This is a genomic window from Pseudomonas sp. Lz4W (genome assembly GCF_000346225.2).
Taxonomy (GTDB): domain Bacteria; phylum Pseudomonadota; class Gammaproteobacteria; order Pseudomonadales; family Pseudomonadaceae; genus Aquipseudomonas; species Aquipseudomonas paraversuta.
Map to the genome: position 1 here is coordinate 4,562,276 of NZ_CP017432.1, position 15,024 is coordinate 4,577,299.

Here is a 15,024-nt window from a genome sequence, read left to right on the forward strand (position 1 = left end):
TCGCGAACAAGCTCACTCCAGCAGAGACGGGATCATTACTGACCGCGGATTTTATCGACAATCGCCGTGGTCGAACTGTTTTCAACCAGCCCCAGCACTTTCACGGTGCCGCCATAAGACGTCACGATATCGGCACCCACGACCTGATCGATCCCGTAGTCACCGCCTTTTACCAGCACGTCCGGCTTGACCTGAGCCAGCAGGTTTTCAGGGGTCGCTTCAGGAAAGCTGATCACCCAGTCCACCGCGCCCAGACCGGCCAGTACCGCCATGCGCCGGTCAACGCTGTTGATCGGACGCCCCGGGCCTTTCAGGCGGCTCACAGAAGCATCGTCGTTGACTGCAACGATCAGACGATCGCCCTGCGCCCGCGCCTGCTCCAGATAGGTCACGTGGCCGGCATGCAAAATGTCGAAGCAGCCGTTGGTGAACACTATTTTCTCGTTGTGGGCCCGGGCATCGTCGATGGCCAGCAACAGCTGATCGAGTTTCAGCACACCGCGCTCGGAACCCTCTTCGCGCTGGATCGCGCGACGCAACTCCGGAGCACTGATGGCAGCCGTCCCCAGCTTGCCAACCACAATCCCGGCAGCCAGATTGGCCAGCGCCACAGCGTGGGGCAGTTCTTCACCCGCGGCAATGGCCGCCGCCAGGGTAGAGATAACCGTGTCACCGGCTCCCGTCACGTCGAACACTTCGCGGGCGCGGGCCGGCAGGTGCATGGCCGCAAAGCCCGGACGCAACAGGGTCATGCCGTGTTCGCCGCGGGTTACCAGCAAGGCGCCGAGGTCCAGGTCAGCCATCAATTTGGCGCCTTTGGCCACCAGATCGGCCTCATCGGCGCAACCGCCAACGATGGTTTCAAACTCGCTGAGGTTGGGCGTGATCAGGCTCGCACCCCGGTAGATCGAGAAGTCCTTGCCCTTGGGATCGGCCAGCACCGGGATGCCCCGGGCACGCGCGGCCTGGATCAATACCTGGTGGTTTTTCAATGCGCCTTTGCCGTAGTCGGACAGCACCAGCACCTTGATGCCTTCAAGGAGATTTTCCACCTCGGCCCCCAACGCCTGCGCGTCGGTGGCGAACGGTTCTTCGAAGTCGATACGCAGCAGTTGCTGGTGGCGGCTCATGACCCGCAGCTTGACGATGGTCGGCTGGTGCGCGATGCGCTGGAACAGTGCGCGTACGCCTGCGCCCTTGAGGCTATTGGCCAGGCTGTCGGCAGCTTCGTCATCGCCGGTCACACCGACCAGAGATGCCGGCGCGCCCAGAGCGGCAATGTTCAAGGCAACGTTGGCAGCACCGCCCGGACGGTCTTCGATTTGCTCAACCTTGACCACCGGCACTGGCGCCTCAGGGGAAATCCGCGAGGTTCCGCCATGCCAATAACGGTCGAGCATGACATCGCCTACCACCAAGACAGGGGCTTGATCGAATCGCGGCATGGACAACTTCATGGAGAACCCACATACAAAATGAACAGAGGCGCGATATTAACACAGGGTGAACCCAGGTCAGTTCACGGTATTCATGCAGCGAATGAGAATCAGGCGAGGGCTACAAACCCTGATCGCCCTTAGGCATATTTATGGGCGCCGGCTGGCCGGCGCCCATAAATCAGGATGACCCTAGGCGATATCGCCGGAGGTCTGCGGGGCATCAAGCCCCATCGAGTGCAGTCGGGCGTAGTAACCGTTTTGCGCCAGCAACTGTGTATGGGTACCACGTTCGACGATCTCGCCCTGATCCATGACCAGGATCATGTCGGCTTTTTCAATCGTTGACAGACGATGGGCAATCACCAGCGTGGTGCGGCCCTTCATGACGTGATCCAGTGCCGCCTGAATATGGCGCTCGGACTCGGTATCGAGAGCCGAGGTCGCTTCATCGAGAATCAGCACCGGGGCGTTTTTGAGCAGTGCCCGGGCAATTGCCAGACGCTGACGCTGACCGCCGGAAAGCAGCACGCCGTTTTCACCGACCTGGGTGTCCAGGCCTTGCGGCAGTTGCTCGATGAAGTCCATCGCGTAAGCATCGCGCGCGGCCTTTTCGATATCGGCACGGGGTGCACCGGCCAGGTCGCCATAGGCAATATTGTTGGCAACGGTGTCGCTGAACAGGGTCACGTGCTGGGTTACCTGGGCGATATGGCGGCGCAGGTTGAGCAAGCGATATTGTTCAATCTCTACCCCGTCGAGCAGAATTTCGCCCGAGGAGTGGTGATAGAAGCGCGGAATCAGGTTCGCCAGTGTCGACTTGCCGCTACCGGAACGCCCGACCAGAGCCACCATCTGCCCGGGTTCGGCGATGAACGATACATTCTTGAGCACTTGGCGGTCAGTGTCCGGGTAAGTGAAGTTGAGGTTACGCACCTCTACACGCCCCGTAATCTGGTCACGCTCAACGGTTCCGGTGTCCACTTCCGGTTTTTCATCCAGCTGCTCGAAAATGCTTTCAGCCCCGGCCACGCCTTTCTGGATGGTGGAGCTGACTTCCGACAACTGACGAATCGGCTTGGGCAACAAGCCGGCCAGGGTGATGTAGGCAATCATGTCGCCCGCGGAGGCATCGCCACGCAGGTAGAGCACCAGGAACATCAGGATGCCCATGGCGATATAAATGACCAGTTGCAGCATCGGCGTGTAAATCGCCCCGGTGCGGGTCATGCGCAGTTGCTTGTCCGTGTTGCTCTGGCTGGCTTGCAGAAAGCGCTTCTGCTCGTAGGTCTCGCCGCCGAAGCTGCGTACGACGCGATAACCCTGGATGGTCTCGGACGCTACGTGGGTTACATCACCCATTGCCACCTGGATTTTCTTGCTCTGTTTACGGAATTTTTTACTGGCGGTACTCACCATCACCGCAATCAGCGGCAAAATTGCGATCATCACCAGGGTCAGGCGCCAGTTCATCCACAGCAACGAGGCGAACAGGAACACCACCGTCATGCCTTCGCGGATAACCACCTTGATTGCATCAGTGGCGGCCCCGGTCACCATCGTCACGTTGAAGGTAATGCGCGAGATCAGATGGCCGGAGTTGTGCTTGTCGAAATAGCGGTTGGGCAGTACCAGCAGGTTGTTGAACAGCTGGACCCGCAAGTCATGCACCAGGCCGAGGGACACCTTGGCCAGAAAGTAGTTACCCAGAAACGAGCCCAGGCCTTGCCATGCTGCAATCAACACAATCAGTATCGGCACGGCCTGCAGCAAACGTAAATCACGCAGGTAAGGGACGCTGGGAAACAACACCGCATCCGGGTTCGACAGGCCGTCAACGAAATACTTGAGGATGTAACCAAGCATGGGTTGAGTCGAAGCGAAAATAAGGAACCCGACAATACTCAGCAGGAAAAGGCCGATGTAGGGTCGGACATAGCCTAAAAGACGCAGATAGATTCTTACGCTCGATTGGCTTTCGCTGGGGCTGGATTCAGTCATATCACGCGGCGGTTAGTAAAAAAGGATGCTGACTTTATCACAGCTTCTCTGGTGTACTGCGTGCCGGTTGGGGTGATGCCCCAAGGGGTAGCAAAAACGACATTAAATGGCCACTACGCTAGTATGGCTGTCCAAAATCTGGAATGAATTTTACCGCATGCAATTCAGCTACTTAAGTTATTCAAAACAACGGTTATTTGACTTTATTTGCCTATGGCTCCTGCCCATCGGCTTGTTATTGCTGTTATCCGACCTTTATTTTTTGCCTGGACGCAGCCTTCATCACAAACTTTATTACGCTTTTTTCAGTATCCCTACCCTGATCGCGATCGTTCTACGCCCCCGGGAACTGAAAGAAATCCTGCGCGAGCCCATCATTCTCGGTTTCATTGTGTTTTCAGCATGGGCACTGGTCAGCCTGATCTGGAGCGACACCAGCGACAGCTTCCTCGACGAGCTCAGGCCCCCCTTGCACCTGCTGATGCTGTTTCTGGGCTGCTCACTGCTGATCAAATACCGCAGTGAAAGCCTGCAGCCAGTGTTCTTCAGCGCCGCGCTGATTGCCTTGATCGCCACTGTTTATAACCTGTACATGTTTGCCCAGGCTTACGTCCCGCAAGCCCGGATGGTCGGCGCTGGTGCATTCGACAATCCACTGCTCAGCTCCCATGCCTTCGGGTTCTTTTGTATTTACTGGCTCTCGCTGGCCATGACCTGCAAACGCCCGCATGTCCTGTTAATCGCAATACCTGCCTTTGCCATCATGTTCGTGTCCCTGCTCGCTACGGGCTCAAGAACGCCTCTGGCAGCCATAGTCCTGGGCATGATCTGGCTGAGCTTCATTTGCTGGAACCGTCGCTCGCTGGCGCTGATCAGCATGCTGGCCGCGGGCGGCATTGTGGTTATGACACTGTTTTCCGGAATGATGCTAAGCCGCGGCAGCTCGTTTCGCTTTGATCTGTGGCAATTGACCCTGGAGCAAATCAAGTTGAAGCCCTGGACCGGCCATGGCTTTGACGCCTCCCTGGCCCTGCAACTGCCAGACATCGGCTACGCCTTCAGCGAGCCGCACAACTTCGCTCTGGGGGTGATTTACTACGTGGGCATTCTGGGCTTCGTGCCCTGGCTGCTCATCCAGGCATGGGCGCTGTACAGCAGCTGGCGTCATCGCGTGCAACCGCTGTTCATCCTGGCTTCCGCCTGGCTGGTGTACGGCATTGGTGCCGGCCTGACCGAGGGCGGCGGCATTCTTTCAAGACCTAAAGAGCACTGGTATCTGCTGTGGATCCCTCTGGCCCTGATCGCTGCCCTGAGCATCAATCGGCGCCTGAAAACCCTGCGTGACCGGCCTGTCCACCGGCTACCTGACGCAGCTTTCAACACCTTGAAAGCCCATGCACAGATCATTGAGGAAGACGGTCTGGGGCCTAAAGTTCTGCGTCTGGACAACGGCAACTTCCTCAAGCTGTTCCGCGAGCGTCGCTGCTACACCTCTGGCAGCTTCAATCCGTACTCGGAACGCTTTGCCGTAAACAGCGAGCGTTTGCAGGCTATGGGCATTCCGGCGCCAACAATTCTCGACCTGTACCAACTCAACGACGGCAGCACAGCCGTGCTGTATCAGCCTTTGCCAGGCCAAACACTGCGCCAGGTCATGCAGTCCATGGGCTCACCCGCCGTGCGGCAAGCGCTGGTCGAACGTTTTGGCAAATTCCTGGCCCTGTTGCATGACAAGGGGGTGTACTTCCGGTCCTTGCACCTGGGCAATGTTTTGCTGATGGACGATGGCGAGTTCGCGCTGATCGATATCGCAGACATGCGTATTTTCCCCTCCCCCCTGAGAAATGCCTTGCGCCAAAGAAATCTGCGCCACATGCAACGTTACCCTGAAGACCGCCGCTGGCTGTTCGAAGAGCAACTCCCTGAGCTGCTGCAAGGCTACGCCACACTGGCATCCCCGAGCGCTGTGGAAGGTTTGCGCGTACAGGTTGCCGCGCTTTCCCGGGCGGTCAAAACTTGAGCCTGGCGAACGACAGCGTTCTCTGGGCGCTGATGGCGTATGCCCTGGCGATAGCCACCTCCGGGCTACTGCTGCGGTATTTCCCGGCACTCCAGCGCCTCCTCAGCCATCCAGGCCAAAGCCGCTATGCCAGCGTCGATGGCTTGCGCGGTTATCTGGCGTTCGGGGTGTTCGTTCACCACATGGCGATCATCTGGGTATTTCTGCATACCGGGGTGTTCGATGTGCCCAAGAGCAAGTTCTACGCCCAGATCGGACTGGCAAGTGTGGCCTTGTTCTTTATGATCACCGGCTTTCTGTTCTGGGGGCGCCTCATGGAAAAGAGGCGCGACTTCGACTGGCTGGCCTTCGCCGTGTCGCGGGTGTTTCGCCTCTACCCGCTGTACTTGCCATTGCTGGTGCTGGTGATTTTCAGCGTGTTTTATATCCAGGACTGGACGTTCAAGGACGCCCCGCTGCAAGTGGCCGGCCAGATCATGAGCTGGCTGATCTTCGACCGGCCCGACATCAACCAGTACCCGCAGACCGGCATTCTGATTTCGAACGTGACCTGGACCCTGAACTACGAAGTGTTCTTCTATATGTCACTGCCGCTGTTCGGGATGGTGTTTCTGTACCGCCGTAACTGGAAGCAGACCGTTTTATGCCTGCTGGGTATCTACGCCCTGTATCAGCTGGTCGGCTGGGAACACTCGCTGAAGAAGCACTTCCTCATGAGTTTCCTGGGAGGTGTGGCAGCAGCCTATTGGGTACGTCAGCCCAGGCTGGCGGCCTGGAGCAAGACGCCTCTTGCGGGGGGCATTGCGCTGATTGTGCTGCTGCTGGTGATTACCCAGTTTCAGAAAAGCTTCGCCTTCCTGCCTCTGGTGCTGCTGACACTGGTGTTCTCGATTATCGCCTCGGGCCACACGCTGTTCGGCGCACTGACCCTGCGCAGCATTCGCTGGATGGGCGAAATCAGCTACAGCACCTATCTGCTGCACGGTTTCCTGATTTGGCTGATGATCCAGCGTACGCCACTGATATTGCCGTTCGATACCACAGAACCACTGACCTTCGTGATGCTGGGGGCGCTGTGTTGTTGCCTGCTGATCATCGTCAGCAGCCTGACCTTCCTGTACATCGAGAAGCCCGGCATGAATGCCGGCAAAAAGGTCGTGGACTGGTTACGCCAGCGCGCGCAGGTCAGGGCCAAGGCCTGACCTGCTGAGCGAGCTTGTTCGCAAGATCCGGTCGTTGAAAAAGCTCGCGAGCCCGCTCATTCCTGCAGGCAGGTCCTAGTCTTTTTCCAGCGGCGAAAAATACAACCGCCCCAGGCCCCGCCAGGTCTTGCCCGTCCATTGCCGGAACGGGATTTGAGCCAGCAGCTCCCGGGCAAGGGCGCGGTTGCGGTTGGCGGTTTTCAGGAACATGGAATTGAGAAACTTGTACCGCACCTGGTCATACAGCGGGTGATCGCTGAATAACGCGTAGGTTTTCAGAATGCTGTCGATCATGAACCGGTGGTTTTTGTACGAGTTGGTGGCGTGCTTGCGATAGCGCGCCATCACCACGTTCAAGCCATCAATGAAGTACCCGGCATGGGTGACCTTCAGCTCGATATACAGGTCTTCCAGGCGGATCTGCGGATCGAACCCCCCCACTTTGTCCAGCGCCTCACGACGAATCATCAGGGTCGGGGCCGGCGGATAAGGCTTGCGCTCAAGAAACATGTCTTCGAAATCGAGACGGCGAAACGGTACGTCACGGCGCTGGCGCTTCTCCGGGAACAGATTGCCCTCGGCATCAATCAGCTCGATGTTACCCGCGCAAATACCGACTTCGGGCTTGCCGTCCATGTAGGCGACCTGAACTGCAATGCGGTCCGGCATCATGATGTCATCCGAACCGAACGGCACAATCAGGCTGCCTTTGGCGCGGGCAATCGCGCCGTTGAGGGTGTTGGTCAGGCCCTGATTCTGCTGTACCCGAAAATCGAAACCATGGGCTTGCTGCAGGCGCTGAATGCGCTCCACGCTGTCATCCGGCGAACCATCATCGATAACCAGCAACTCGATATTGGGATAGGTCTGATCCAGAACGCTCTGGATGCTTTGCTCGATATACGGAGCATGGTTGTAGGAAGCGATGATCACCGTTACCAGTGGCTGCGAGTCTGTCATGGGTGATCCTTACGTGCCTGGCTCAAGCCAGAGTCAATCAAGTCCAGATACTCCTGACGGAACACCTCAATGTCATGGTGCTCCTGCAGGTAACGATACGCCTGCTCGCCCTTGGCCTGCAGTGCTGCATCCGGCAATGCCAGGTATTCATCCAGCGCAGCGATCAGTGTCACCACGTCACTGGGTTTGACTGCCAGACCGCCTGCCCCCTCAATCAACGGCAGCATGGCCGGGACATTGGTAGCGATGACCGGCAAATGCCCGCTCATGCCTTCCAGCAGCGCCAGCCCCAGGCCTTCAGCGAGCGAAGGCATGGTCCAGATATCGAAGGCGCGAACGTACTGCAGTGCGTTCTCCTGAAAGCCCAGCAGGTGTGCCCGCCCCTCAAGCCCCAACTGCCCGATCTGCTCGCGCAAACGCGCCTCTTCGCGGCCAGCACCAATAATTGCCAGTTGCGCCTGGGGGTATTTGTCTTTCAGGGCGGCGAAAGCCTGCAGCAAAAAACGATGGCCCTTGATCGGCACCAGGCGACCCAGCGCGCCAATCATCCGCGCATCCTGATCCAGGCCGAGCTTTTCGCGCGCCTGCTGGCGTGGCAGCTGCAAAGCCTCGGCCTGCTCGATGTCGATGGCATTGGTAATGGCGTAGGTATTCTGCTCAGTGAAACCGCATTGGCAGTCAAGCAAGTACTGTTTGACCGCAGGCGATACGCCGACAAAACGCCAGGCTTTATCGATCAGGCGTTTGGCCTGACTGCGCCGGTAAAAGCGGTCGTACTCGCCAAAACCGTGGGAAATCCCCACACACAGCGGGATTTTCAGCCAGCGGTTGAGTTGCAGCATCATGTTCACCGGCTTGAAGCGGTTGCAAATCACTACATCGAACTGCTCTTTACGACAGAACTTGTATAACGCCCACATGGCACGGATACGCATGCCCTTGAGCGACTTGTCGCTGAACTCGAAATACACCGAATGATCGGCCTTGCTCACTGGTTCGCCCGGCCCCGGACGACCACGCAAAAATGCCGCCGTGATTTCATAGCGCTCGCTGGGCAGCGCGCGCACGATCTGCTCGGCAAGGTCGGCAAAGTCATGGGATTTGACGTTGTAATCGGGCTGCAACTGCAAAACCTTTGAACGCTTCATAACTCTCCCCGGTGGAATCCGGTGGCATCAATAACCCAGGAGGGCTCTGCAGCCAGACACTGGATTGAAGCTGGATCGGGCGTTGGCAACTTCGCCCACTCATTACGCTTCCAGCACACGAAGTGAAAGTACGGAAAGGTATGATCGCCGTCACGATCATTCTTCAATATGCCATTCTTCCAGAACCACTTGGCCGGGAAGTTTTCAGTGCCGTCATGCCACTTTATGCAGCCACCCGGCGTGCTGAAGGCCTCGGTAAAGTCACTGGTACGACGAAGCGGATTGAACTTGCCCACCAGTTCAAATAGTGGTTTGGGGAAATTCTTGCGCCACAGGAAGATACGACTGAAAGCCCCTTCGTCCAGCGCATGATGCTGATCGTCGGTAAACCGCTGCTGCCAGCCCTCTATTTTCTTGAACAGTTCGAGCTTGCAGCGTGTATTGCGCATCAAGCACAGATGCCCCGCCACTCGTCGCTCGTGGGTCGAAAACAGATCAAACCTGGCCAGACGCTCCGCCGTGAAATAACTGCGCAAATCGCCGTAGATCAGATCGATATCGCCAAAAGCCCAGAAGTCATAGCCTTCCAGGCAGTCTTCATGGATATAGCCCAGAGCGGGCTTGATATCGCACAATTTGTAGGCGTTTTTGGGCGCGAAATTGATCTCCAGGCGCTGCGAGACCTTGCGGCAATAATCAGCAAAACTGATGGTCTGGACTGTCACGTTGGCAGGCAGGTTTTCAGGTACCCCACAGTCACTGAAAAACTGCCAGTCAATATCAGGGTTGTGCCGACAACTTTGCAAAAAAAACGGCATCCAGAACGGCCATTGGCCGAAGTACGGGATGATAAATAAAATACGTGGCGTTGGTTTTATCACTGGGAACTCAATGTAAAGGTCGAGATTAGAGCCAATGCTATGGCCCTGCTTACTGTGCTTTTATTATTGGAGCAGCCAGAAAAGCTCATGACGCCTGACTGCTTTGCGGAAAAACTCATTCTCACCATAAGGTGATGGCTTTCTGCCTGCAAGGAGCTGTTGTATAGAGCGACGCACCCGCCGCTTGAGCGCGGCACGGGGTTGCAGGTCGTGCATCATGCCCAGTGCCATGGCCTTGTCGTGCTGCTGCGCAAGGGTCAGCGACAAACTGCAAGGCTGCAACACCAGGGCCGGGTCGAACACAGGTGGCAATGCAATGCCATCACCGCTATCGCCCATTGGCCAGCGATCGTTATCGTGCAGATGGTTGGCATACCCCAGAATCGTCGTCGGTTGCCACTCCAGCCCTTGCAGCGCCTCAAGAACAGCGGCGTGGGCACAGATGTGGTCCGGGTGCGGGTCGATTGCAGGATGCGGCAGCACCATGACTTCGGGGCGCGCCCGCAGGATCAAGGCGCGCAAGTCCGCCAGCAGGTTGTTCCAGGTCGGGGCGCCATCCAGATCACCGGGCAGCGCAAACGGATTGAGCTGACGAAACAGGCGGATATCGCTCAGGTCAGCTTCGCGAGAGGCAACGGGCTGATCGGGGGCCGCCTGCATCGCAGGGAGCTGCAGGCAAAAATACCCCAGCTGCGCGCAATGGGCTTCGGGTACGCCCGCCCAACGCGGTACCACCAGGCTGTCCCAGGCCCGCAGACGGCCCTTGAGTCGCGCCGCTTCGGCGCGTCCAAGGCCCATCTGCTGATAATGCCCGGCTTCAATTTCGCCAGCGGTCAAGGTCACGATCCAGGCCTCTGCGGCCTGACTGTACAACCCGAAAGCGGCCAGCTCGGCATCGTCGGCATGGGGAGCGATCACCATGACCCGCTGATCACGGTAGTCGGGCTGGCGGAACACCCACAGTTCGGGCTCGCCCGCCACTCGGCAAAAACGTCCTTGCAGGCGCAACGTGCCGCTGGCCAGCGATGACGCAAAGCCGCTCAGATTCAGATAGCGCAGGCCGTTAACCCCGCGCTCGAAGGTCTGTTTATCCGTCGTCTGGGCGGCGAACAGTTGCACGAAAGGATCGACAAAACGTCCGAGTATCCCGGCCTTGATCCTGACCGCCAGAATCAGGGTTTCGTCGCCGGTCAAGCTCGGAGGCTGATCGACTACCAGCCTTTCGCCCTCAAGACGTACCGCCACACGCTCGGTGTCCGGCGCAAAGCTGTACTGATAATCATCTTTTGGTGAATAGAACAGGTGGTCGGCAAACCAGGCTTCATGGGCCACCCAGCCCAGAACCGCCAACACCGGCGGCAGCCACCAGGCCAGCAGCACACCGCTGGCAATCAACAGCAGCAGGCCAATCAGCAGACCCACGCGTTTGTTGCGCCGATGGCGCTTGAGGAGTTGTTGTTTGCGGCTCATGGCTTTTGCTCTAAGGCTTTTATTTCCTGTAGGAGCGAGCTTGCTCGCGATCTTTTCACGCAATAACGGAAAGCTCGCGAGCAAGCTCGCGCCTACAAGACCTTTACACTTTGAAGACCGGCACCGGGTTGCACCACCGCTCTTTGTACTCGCGGTCAGCGCGACCGAACGAAAAACGCAAAGGTTTGTTCAGGCTACGGGCCTGCTCCCAGGCCGACTGGGTGTTGAGGAAGCTCAACACACTGCCAGGACTGAAGGCCCGGGTTTCGGGATCGACACCGCCATTGACATACTCAACGCTGATCCACTGCGGCGATTCAACGCGATACACCAACTGAATAGCAATCGGCAAATTGTTAAGGAAAATCACCGAGCCGATCAACAGCTCGCGCAACAGCTCGATCACCTCTGCCATGCGCTCGGCACCGGTGGCGACAAAACCCCAGCGGCGCAAAAACAGATCGCAGTAAATCGAGGCCAGTTCAACACTGGAAAACTCCGCCACCGGACGTACCACACCGCCCGCCTCTTCCAGCAAGCGCAGTTCGCGGCGCTGGTTATAGCGGAACTTCTTCGAGAGTTCTTCAGGGGTACGGGCCATGGCCAACTGCTCGGGCTGCAGCACCAGGTTGCTGAAACGACCTTCGTTGAGCTGCGACAGATAACGTGCGCGATGGCGCAACGGCGCATTGGCGTCGGCGGCCGCGGGCAGGATCAACTCGGCATTGCCCAGATCAAACAGACCTTTTTTGCCGTGCCGCTTGAGCACGTCCTTGGACAGGGCCACATCACGACCCCAGGCAGGAATCGCCGCTTTGAGCTCGCCATTTTGCTCCCACGCCAGATAGCGCACCGGGATCCCGGCCAGTGCGGCCAGGCGCTCGACCACCAGCGGATGGGTCGCGACACTGCCGCCAAAACGCTGCCAGGCCTCAGCATAAGCGGGAGCATCGACAACGCTCCAGCCACGCTCGCGCCAGCCTTGAAATCGATTGAGCATCAGGACTCCGCAGTCAGGTCGGTAACTTGCGGCAAATGCCAGAAAGTGTCGCGCACGGCCTGATCACTAAAGCGCTCCTGCAAGCGCGCCAGCATCAGCTCGGCACAGGCCAGACGCTGTTCGTCATCCAGCACGGCCAGATGTTGCAGGCCCTGGGCCAAATGCTCGGCATCACCCAGCGGGAACAGGATCCCGACGCCTTCGACCACTTCCCTGGCGCCGCCACAGGCCGTGGCCAGCAGCGGAACTCCGGCGGCCATGGCTTCGAGCAGCACCATGCCGAACGGTTCATGATCGGAACTGAGGGCAAACACATCAAACCCGCGGAAATAGCGACGGGCATCAGGCACCTGACCCAAAAACTTCACGTGCTCGGCAATTCCCAGCTCTGTCGCCAGCTCTTTGAGGTCCTGCTCCAGGCGGCCCTTGCCCAGAATTGCCAGCTGACTGTCGGCAGGCAAGCCCGGCAACGCCCTGGCAAAACCCCGGATCAACGTGGCCTGGTCTTTGTCCGGATGCAGGCGCCCGACGTTACCGACAATAAAGCCATCAACCGACAACCCCAGCGCTTCACGCGCCTGGGTGCCCGGCAACTGCCCGGCTTGTACGCCAGCAACATCGATGCGGTTGTACAGCGTGCTGATGCGCCCGGTCGGCCACTTGGGCAGGCACTGGCGCATGTCATCACGCACCGCATCCGAAACACCCAGCAGGCTCAGGCGTTTACGGAACAGGTTGGCGAAAAGTTTACGACTGCGACGCTGATAATCGCCAAAGGCGTGATGTACGCCAATCACCGGCAAACCGGTGGCCAGCAAGGCCACATAAATCGGCTTGAAGCGATGGGCGATGCAAAAGCTGAAATTGCGCGAAGCTGCGATTTTACGCAGCTCGCGGATGGCTCCCAGCTTCAGGCCACGTATGGCCTTTGAGCTGAATTCCATAAACAGCACTTCATCAGACGCACAACCTGCAGCCACCTCGGGATCGGCCGCCCCGGTCAAAAAGACCGTGGTAACGCGATAGCCAGTGCCGGCAAACAGGCTGGCGTACTGACGCGCGCAGTCCAGAAACGGCCCGTCATAGCCATGGCAGAACTGCAGTACATGGCGCTCAGTCGAGCGATTCATACGTTTGCGCACCTTCTTTAACAACCAGAATGTCTTCCATGATCAGGTACTGCAGGTCAGAGCCGAAGAACATGTTCAGCGCATCGGTCGGCGAGCAAACCATCGGTTCGCCACGACGGTTGAGCGAGGTGTTCAGCGACACACCGTTACCGGTCAGGACTTCGAGTGCTTTCATCATGTCGTAGTAGCGCGGGTTGTATTCGCGCTTGAGCACCTGGGCGCGGGAGGTGCCATCTTCATGGACAACCTCAGGCACACGGGACTTCCACTCATCCGACACTTCAAAGGTGAAGGTCATGAATGGCGCAGGGTGATCGACCTTGATCATCTGCGGGCCCACGGTATCGAGCATCGACGGGCAGAAAGGCCTCCAGCGCTCGCGGAACTTGATTTGTTCGTTGATGCGGTCAGCCACGCCTTCGCTGCTCGGGCAACCGATGATCGAACGACCGCCCAGGGCACGCGGGCCAAACTCCATGCGGCCCTGGAACCAGGCCACCGGGTTGCCGTCGACCATGATCTTGGCGATGCGCTCAGGGGTGTTGTCGATTTTGCGATACGCCGGCTTGCCCGGGTGACGGGCACAGGCCGCAATCACGTCTTCGTTGCTGTACGCAGGGCCGAGATAGACGTGTTCCATCTTCTCCACCGGCACACCGCGAGCGTGGGACACATAGGCCGCTGCGCCCACCGCCGTACCGGCATCGCCGGACGCAGGTTGCACAAACAGCTCTTTGACTTCAGGGCGGGCAATGATCTTCTGGTTCAGCTTCACGTTCAACGCGCAGCCGCCCGCAAAGGCCATCTTGCCGGTCTCCTTGAGGATGTCGCCCAGGTAGTAATCGATCATTTGCAGCGACAGTTTTTCAAACAGCGCCTGCATGCTGGCCGCGTAGTGGATGTAAGGTTCGTCGGCGATATCGCCTTCACGCTTGGGCCCCAGCCACTCGATCAGTTTTGGCGAGAAGTAGAAACCCTTGCCGTTTTCTTTGTAGCGACGCAGACCGATGACGTTGGCGTATTCGGTGTTGATCACCAGTTCGCCGTTTTCAAACGAGGCCAGACGCGAGAAATCGTATTTGCTGGCGTCGCCATACGGCGCCATGCCCATTACCTTGAACTCGCCGTCGAGCATCTCGAAACCGAGGAACTCGGTAATCGCGCCGTACAGGCCGCCCAGGGAGTCCGGATCGAAGAATTCCTTGATCTTGGTGATCTTGCCGTTTTCGCCATAACCGAAGAAAGTCGTGGCGTACTCACCCTTGCCGTCGATGCCGAGGATCGCGGTTTTCTCTTTGAAACCCGAGCAGTGATAAGCGCTGGAGGCGTGGGCCAGGTGGTGCTCAACCGGTTCGATCTTGATTTTTTTCGGATCGAAGCCCAGTTGCTCAAGACAGAACACAATCTTGTTGCGATAGCGCTTGTAGCGACGGTTGCCCATCAGGATCGCGTCAAGGGCGCGGTCCGGGGCGTACCAGTAACGCTTGGCATAATGCCAGCGCGCCTTGCCGAACAGGCTGATCGGTGCGAAAGGGATCGCAACCACGTCAACGTCGCCAGGCTTGATACCGGCCTGTTCTAGACAGAATTTCGCCGATTCGTAGGGCATGCGGTTCTTGGCATGCTTATCACGTACAAATCGCTCTTCTTCCGCCGCTGCGACCAGCTTGCCGTCGATATACAGGGCTGCGGAGGGGTCATGGCTCAGGGCGCCGGACAGGCCAAGAATCGTCAATGCCACAGGTTGTGCCTCTTTGGAATGCAGGCAGGCGGCAG

11 protein-coding genes are annotated in these 15,024 nt (G+C 58.2%); 2 read left to right on the plus strand and 9 right to left on the minus strand.

Annotated elements, in window-relative coordinates; translation table 11 throughout:
- Positions 1–35: 35 nt before the first annotated feature.
- The gene (gene hldE, locus B195_RS20815; RefSeq protein ID WP_003438946.1) at positions 36–1,457 is read right to left on the minus strand and encodes a bifunctional D-glycero-beta-D-manno-heptose-7-phosphate kinase/D-glycero-beta-D-manno-heptose 1-phosphate adenylyltransferase HldE; all 1,422 of its coding nucleotides are present in this window, start codon (positions 1,455–1,457) and stop codon (positions 36–38) included.
- Between the two features lie 171 nt (positions 1,458–1,628).
- Positions 1,629–3,437: a lipid A export permease/ATP-binding protein MsbA gene (msbA, locus tag B195_RS20820; RefSeq protein ID WP_003438945.1), complete on the minus strand. Its 1,809-nt coding sequence runs from the start codon at positions 3,435–3,437 to the stop codon at positions 1,629–1,631.
- A gap of 157 nt (positions 3,438–3,594) precedes the next feature.
- Here msbA and B195_RS20825 point away from each other — a divergent pair, with 157 nt between their 5' ends.
- Positions 3,595–5,457, plus strand: coding sequence for a bifunctional O-antigen ligase/aminoglycoside phosphotransferase family protein (locus tag B195_RS20825; RefSeq protein ID WP_191985190.1), 1,863 nt, complete (start codon positions 3,595–3,597; stop codon positions 5,455–5,457).
- The gene (locus B195_RS20830; RefSeq protein WP_003438943.1) at positions 5,454–6,659 is read left to right on the plus strand and encodes an acyltransferase; all 1,206 of its coding nucleotides are present in this window, start codon (positions 5,454–5,456) and stop codon (positions 6,657–6,659) included. The genes B195_RS20825 and B195_RS20830 overlap by 4 nt, the downstream gene beginning before the upstream one ends.
- A gap of 75 nt (positions 6,660–6,734) precedes the next feature.
- On the opposite strand, the gene B195_RS20835 is transcribed toward B195_RS20830, so the two are convergent.
- From B195_RS20835 to B195_RS20865, 7 genes are all read right to left on the minus strand, one after another.
- A complete protein-coding gene (locus B195_RS20835; protein ID WP_003438942.1) occupies positions 6,735–7,619 on the minus strand; it encodes a glycosyltransferase in 885 nt (294 codons plus the stop codon).
- Complete coding sequence (locus tag B195_RS20840; RefSeq protein ID WP_003438941.1) at positions 7,616–8,767, minus strand: glycosyltransferase; 1,152 nt, start codon at positions 8,765–8,767, stop codon at positions 7,616–7,618. Before B195_RS20840 ends, B195_RS20835 begins: the two co-directional genes overlap by 4 nt.
- Positions 8,764–9,648 carry a DUF6625 family protein gene (locus B195_RS20845; protein ID WP_029612535.1) on the minus strand — a complete coding sequence of 295 codons (885 nt, stop codon included), beginning with the start codon at positions 9,646–9,648 and terminating at the stop codon, positions 8,764–8,766. The genes B195_RS20840 and B195_RS20845 overlap by 4 nt, the downstream gene beginning before the upstream one ends.
- Positions 9,649–9,711: 63 nt before the next feature.
- The gene (locus B195_RS20850) at positions 9,712–11,118 is read right to left on the minus strand and encodes a PIG-L deacetylase family protein (RefSeq protein ID WP_003438936.1); all 1,407 of its coding nucleotides are present in this window, start codon (positions 11,116–11,118) and stop codon (positions 9,712–9,714) included.
- A gap of 103 nt (positions 11,119–11,221) precedes the next feature.
- Positions 11,222–12,118 (minus strand): antimicrobial resistance protein Mig-14, encoded by an 897-nt coding sequence (locus B195_RS20855; protein ID WP_003438932.1) that lies wholly within the window; start codon positions 12,116–12,118, stop codon positions 11,222–11,224.
- Positions 12,118–13,248: a glycosyltransferase gene (locus B195_RS20860; RefSeq protein WP_003438931.1), complete on the minus strand. Its 1,131-nt coding sequence runs from the start codon at positions 13,246–13,248 to the stop codon at positions 12,118–12,120. Before B195_RS20860 ends, B195_RS20855 begins: the two co-directional genes overlap by 1 nt.
- Entirely contained in the window at positions 13,232–14,989 is a 1,758-nt protein-coding gene (locus B195_RS20865; protein ID WP_003438928.1) for a carbamoyltransferase, read from the minus strand. Before B195_RS20865 ends, B195_RS20860 begins: the two co-directional genes overlap by 17 nt.
- Positions 14,990–15,024: the final 35 nt, after the last annotated feature.

What these genes read in the sequence shown, in the direction of transcription:
- B195_RS20840 (WP_003438941.1), bottom strand. Translation starts at nt 8,767, where the DNA reads ATGAAGCGTTCAAAGGTTTTGCAGTTGCAGCCCGATTACAACGTCAAA.
- B195_RS20850 (WP_003438936.1), bottom strand. Translation starts at nt 11,118, where the DNA reads ATGAGCCGCAAACAACAACTCCTCAAGCGCCATCGGCGCAACAAACGC.
- B195_RS20835 (WP_003438942.1), bottom strand. Translation starts at nt 7,619, where the DNA reads ATGACAGACTCGCAGCCACTGGTAACGGTGATCATCGCTTCCTACAAC.
- B195_RS20825 (WP_191985190.1), top strand. Translation starts at nt 3,595, where the DNA reads ATGCAATTCAGCTACTTAAGTTATTCAAAACAACGGTTATTTGACTTT.
- hldE (WP_003438946.1), bottom strand. Translation starts at nt 1,457, where the DNA reads ATGAAGTTGTCCATGCCGCGATTCGATCAAGCCCCTGTCTTGGTGGTA.
- B195_RS20855 (WP_003438932.1), bottom strand. Translation starts at nt 12,118, where the DNA reads ATGCTCAATCGATTTCAAGGCTGGCGCGAGCGTGGCTGGAGCGTTGTC.
- B195_RS20860 (WP_003438931.1), bottom strand. Translation starts at nt 13,248, where the DNA reads ATGAATCGCTCGACTGAGCGCCATGTACTGCAGTTCTGCCATGGCTAT.
- msbA (WP_003438945.1), bottom strand. Translation starts at nt 3,437, where the DNA reads ATGACTGAATCCAGCCCCAGCGAAAGCCAATCGAGCGTAAGAATCTAT.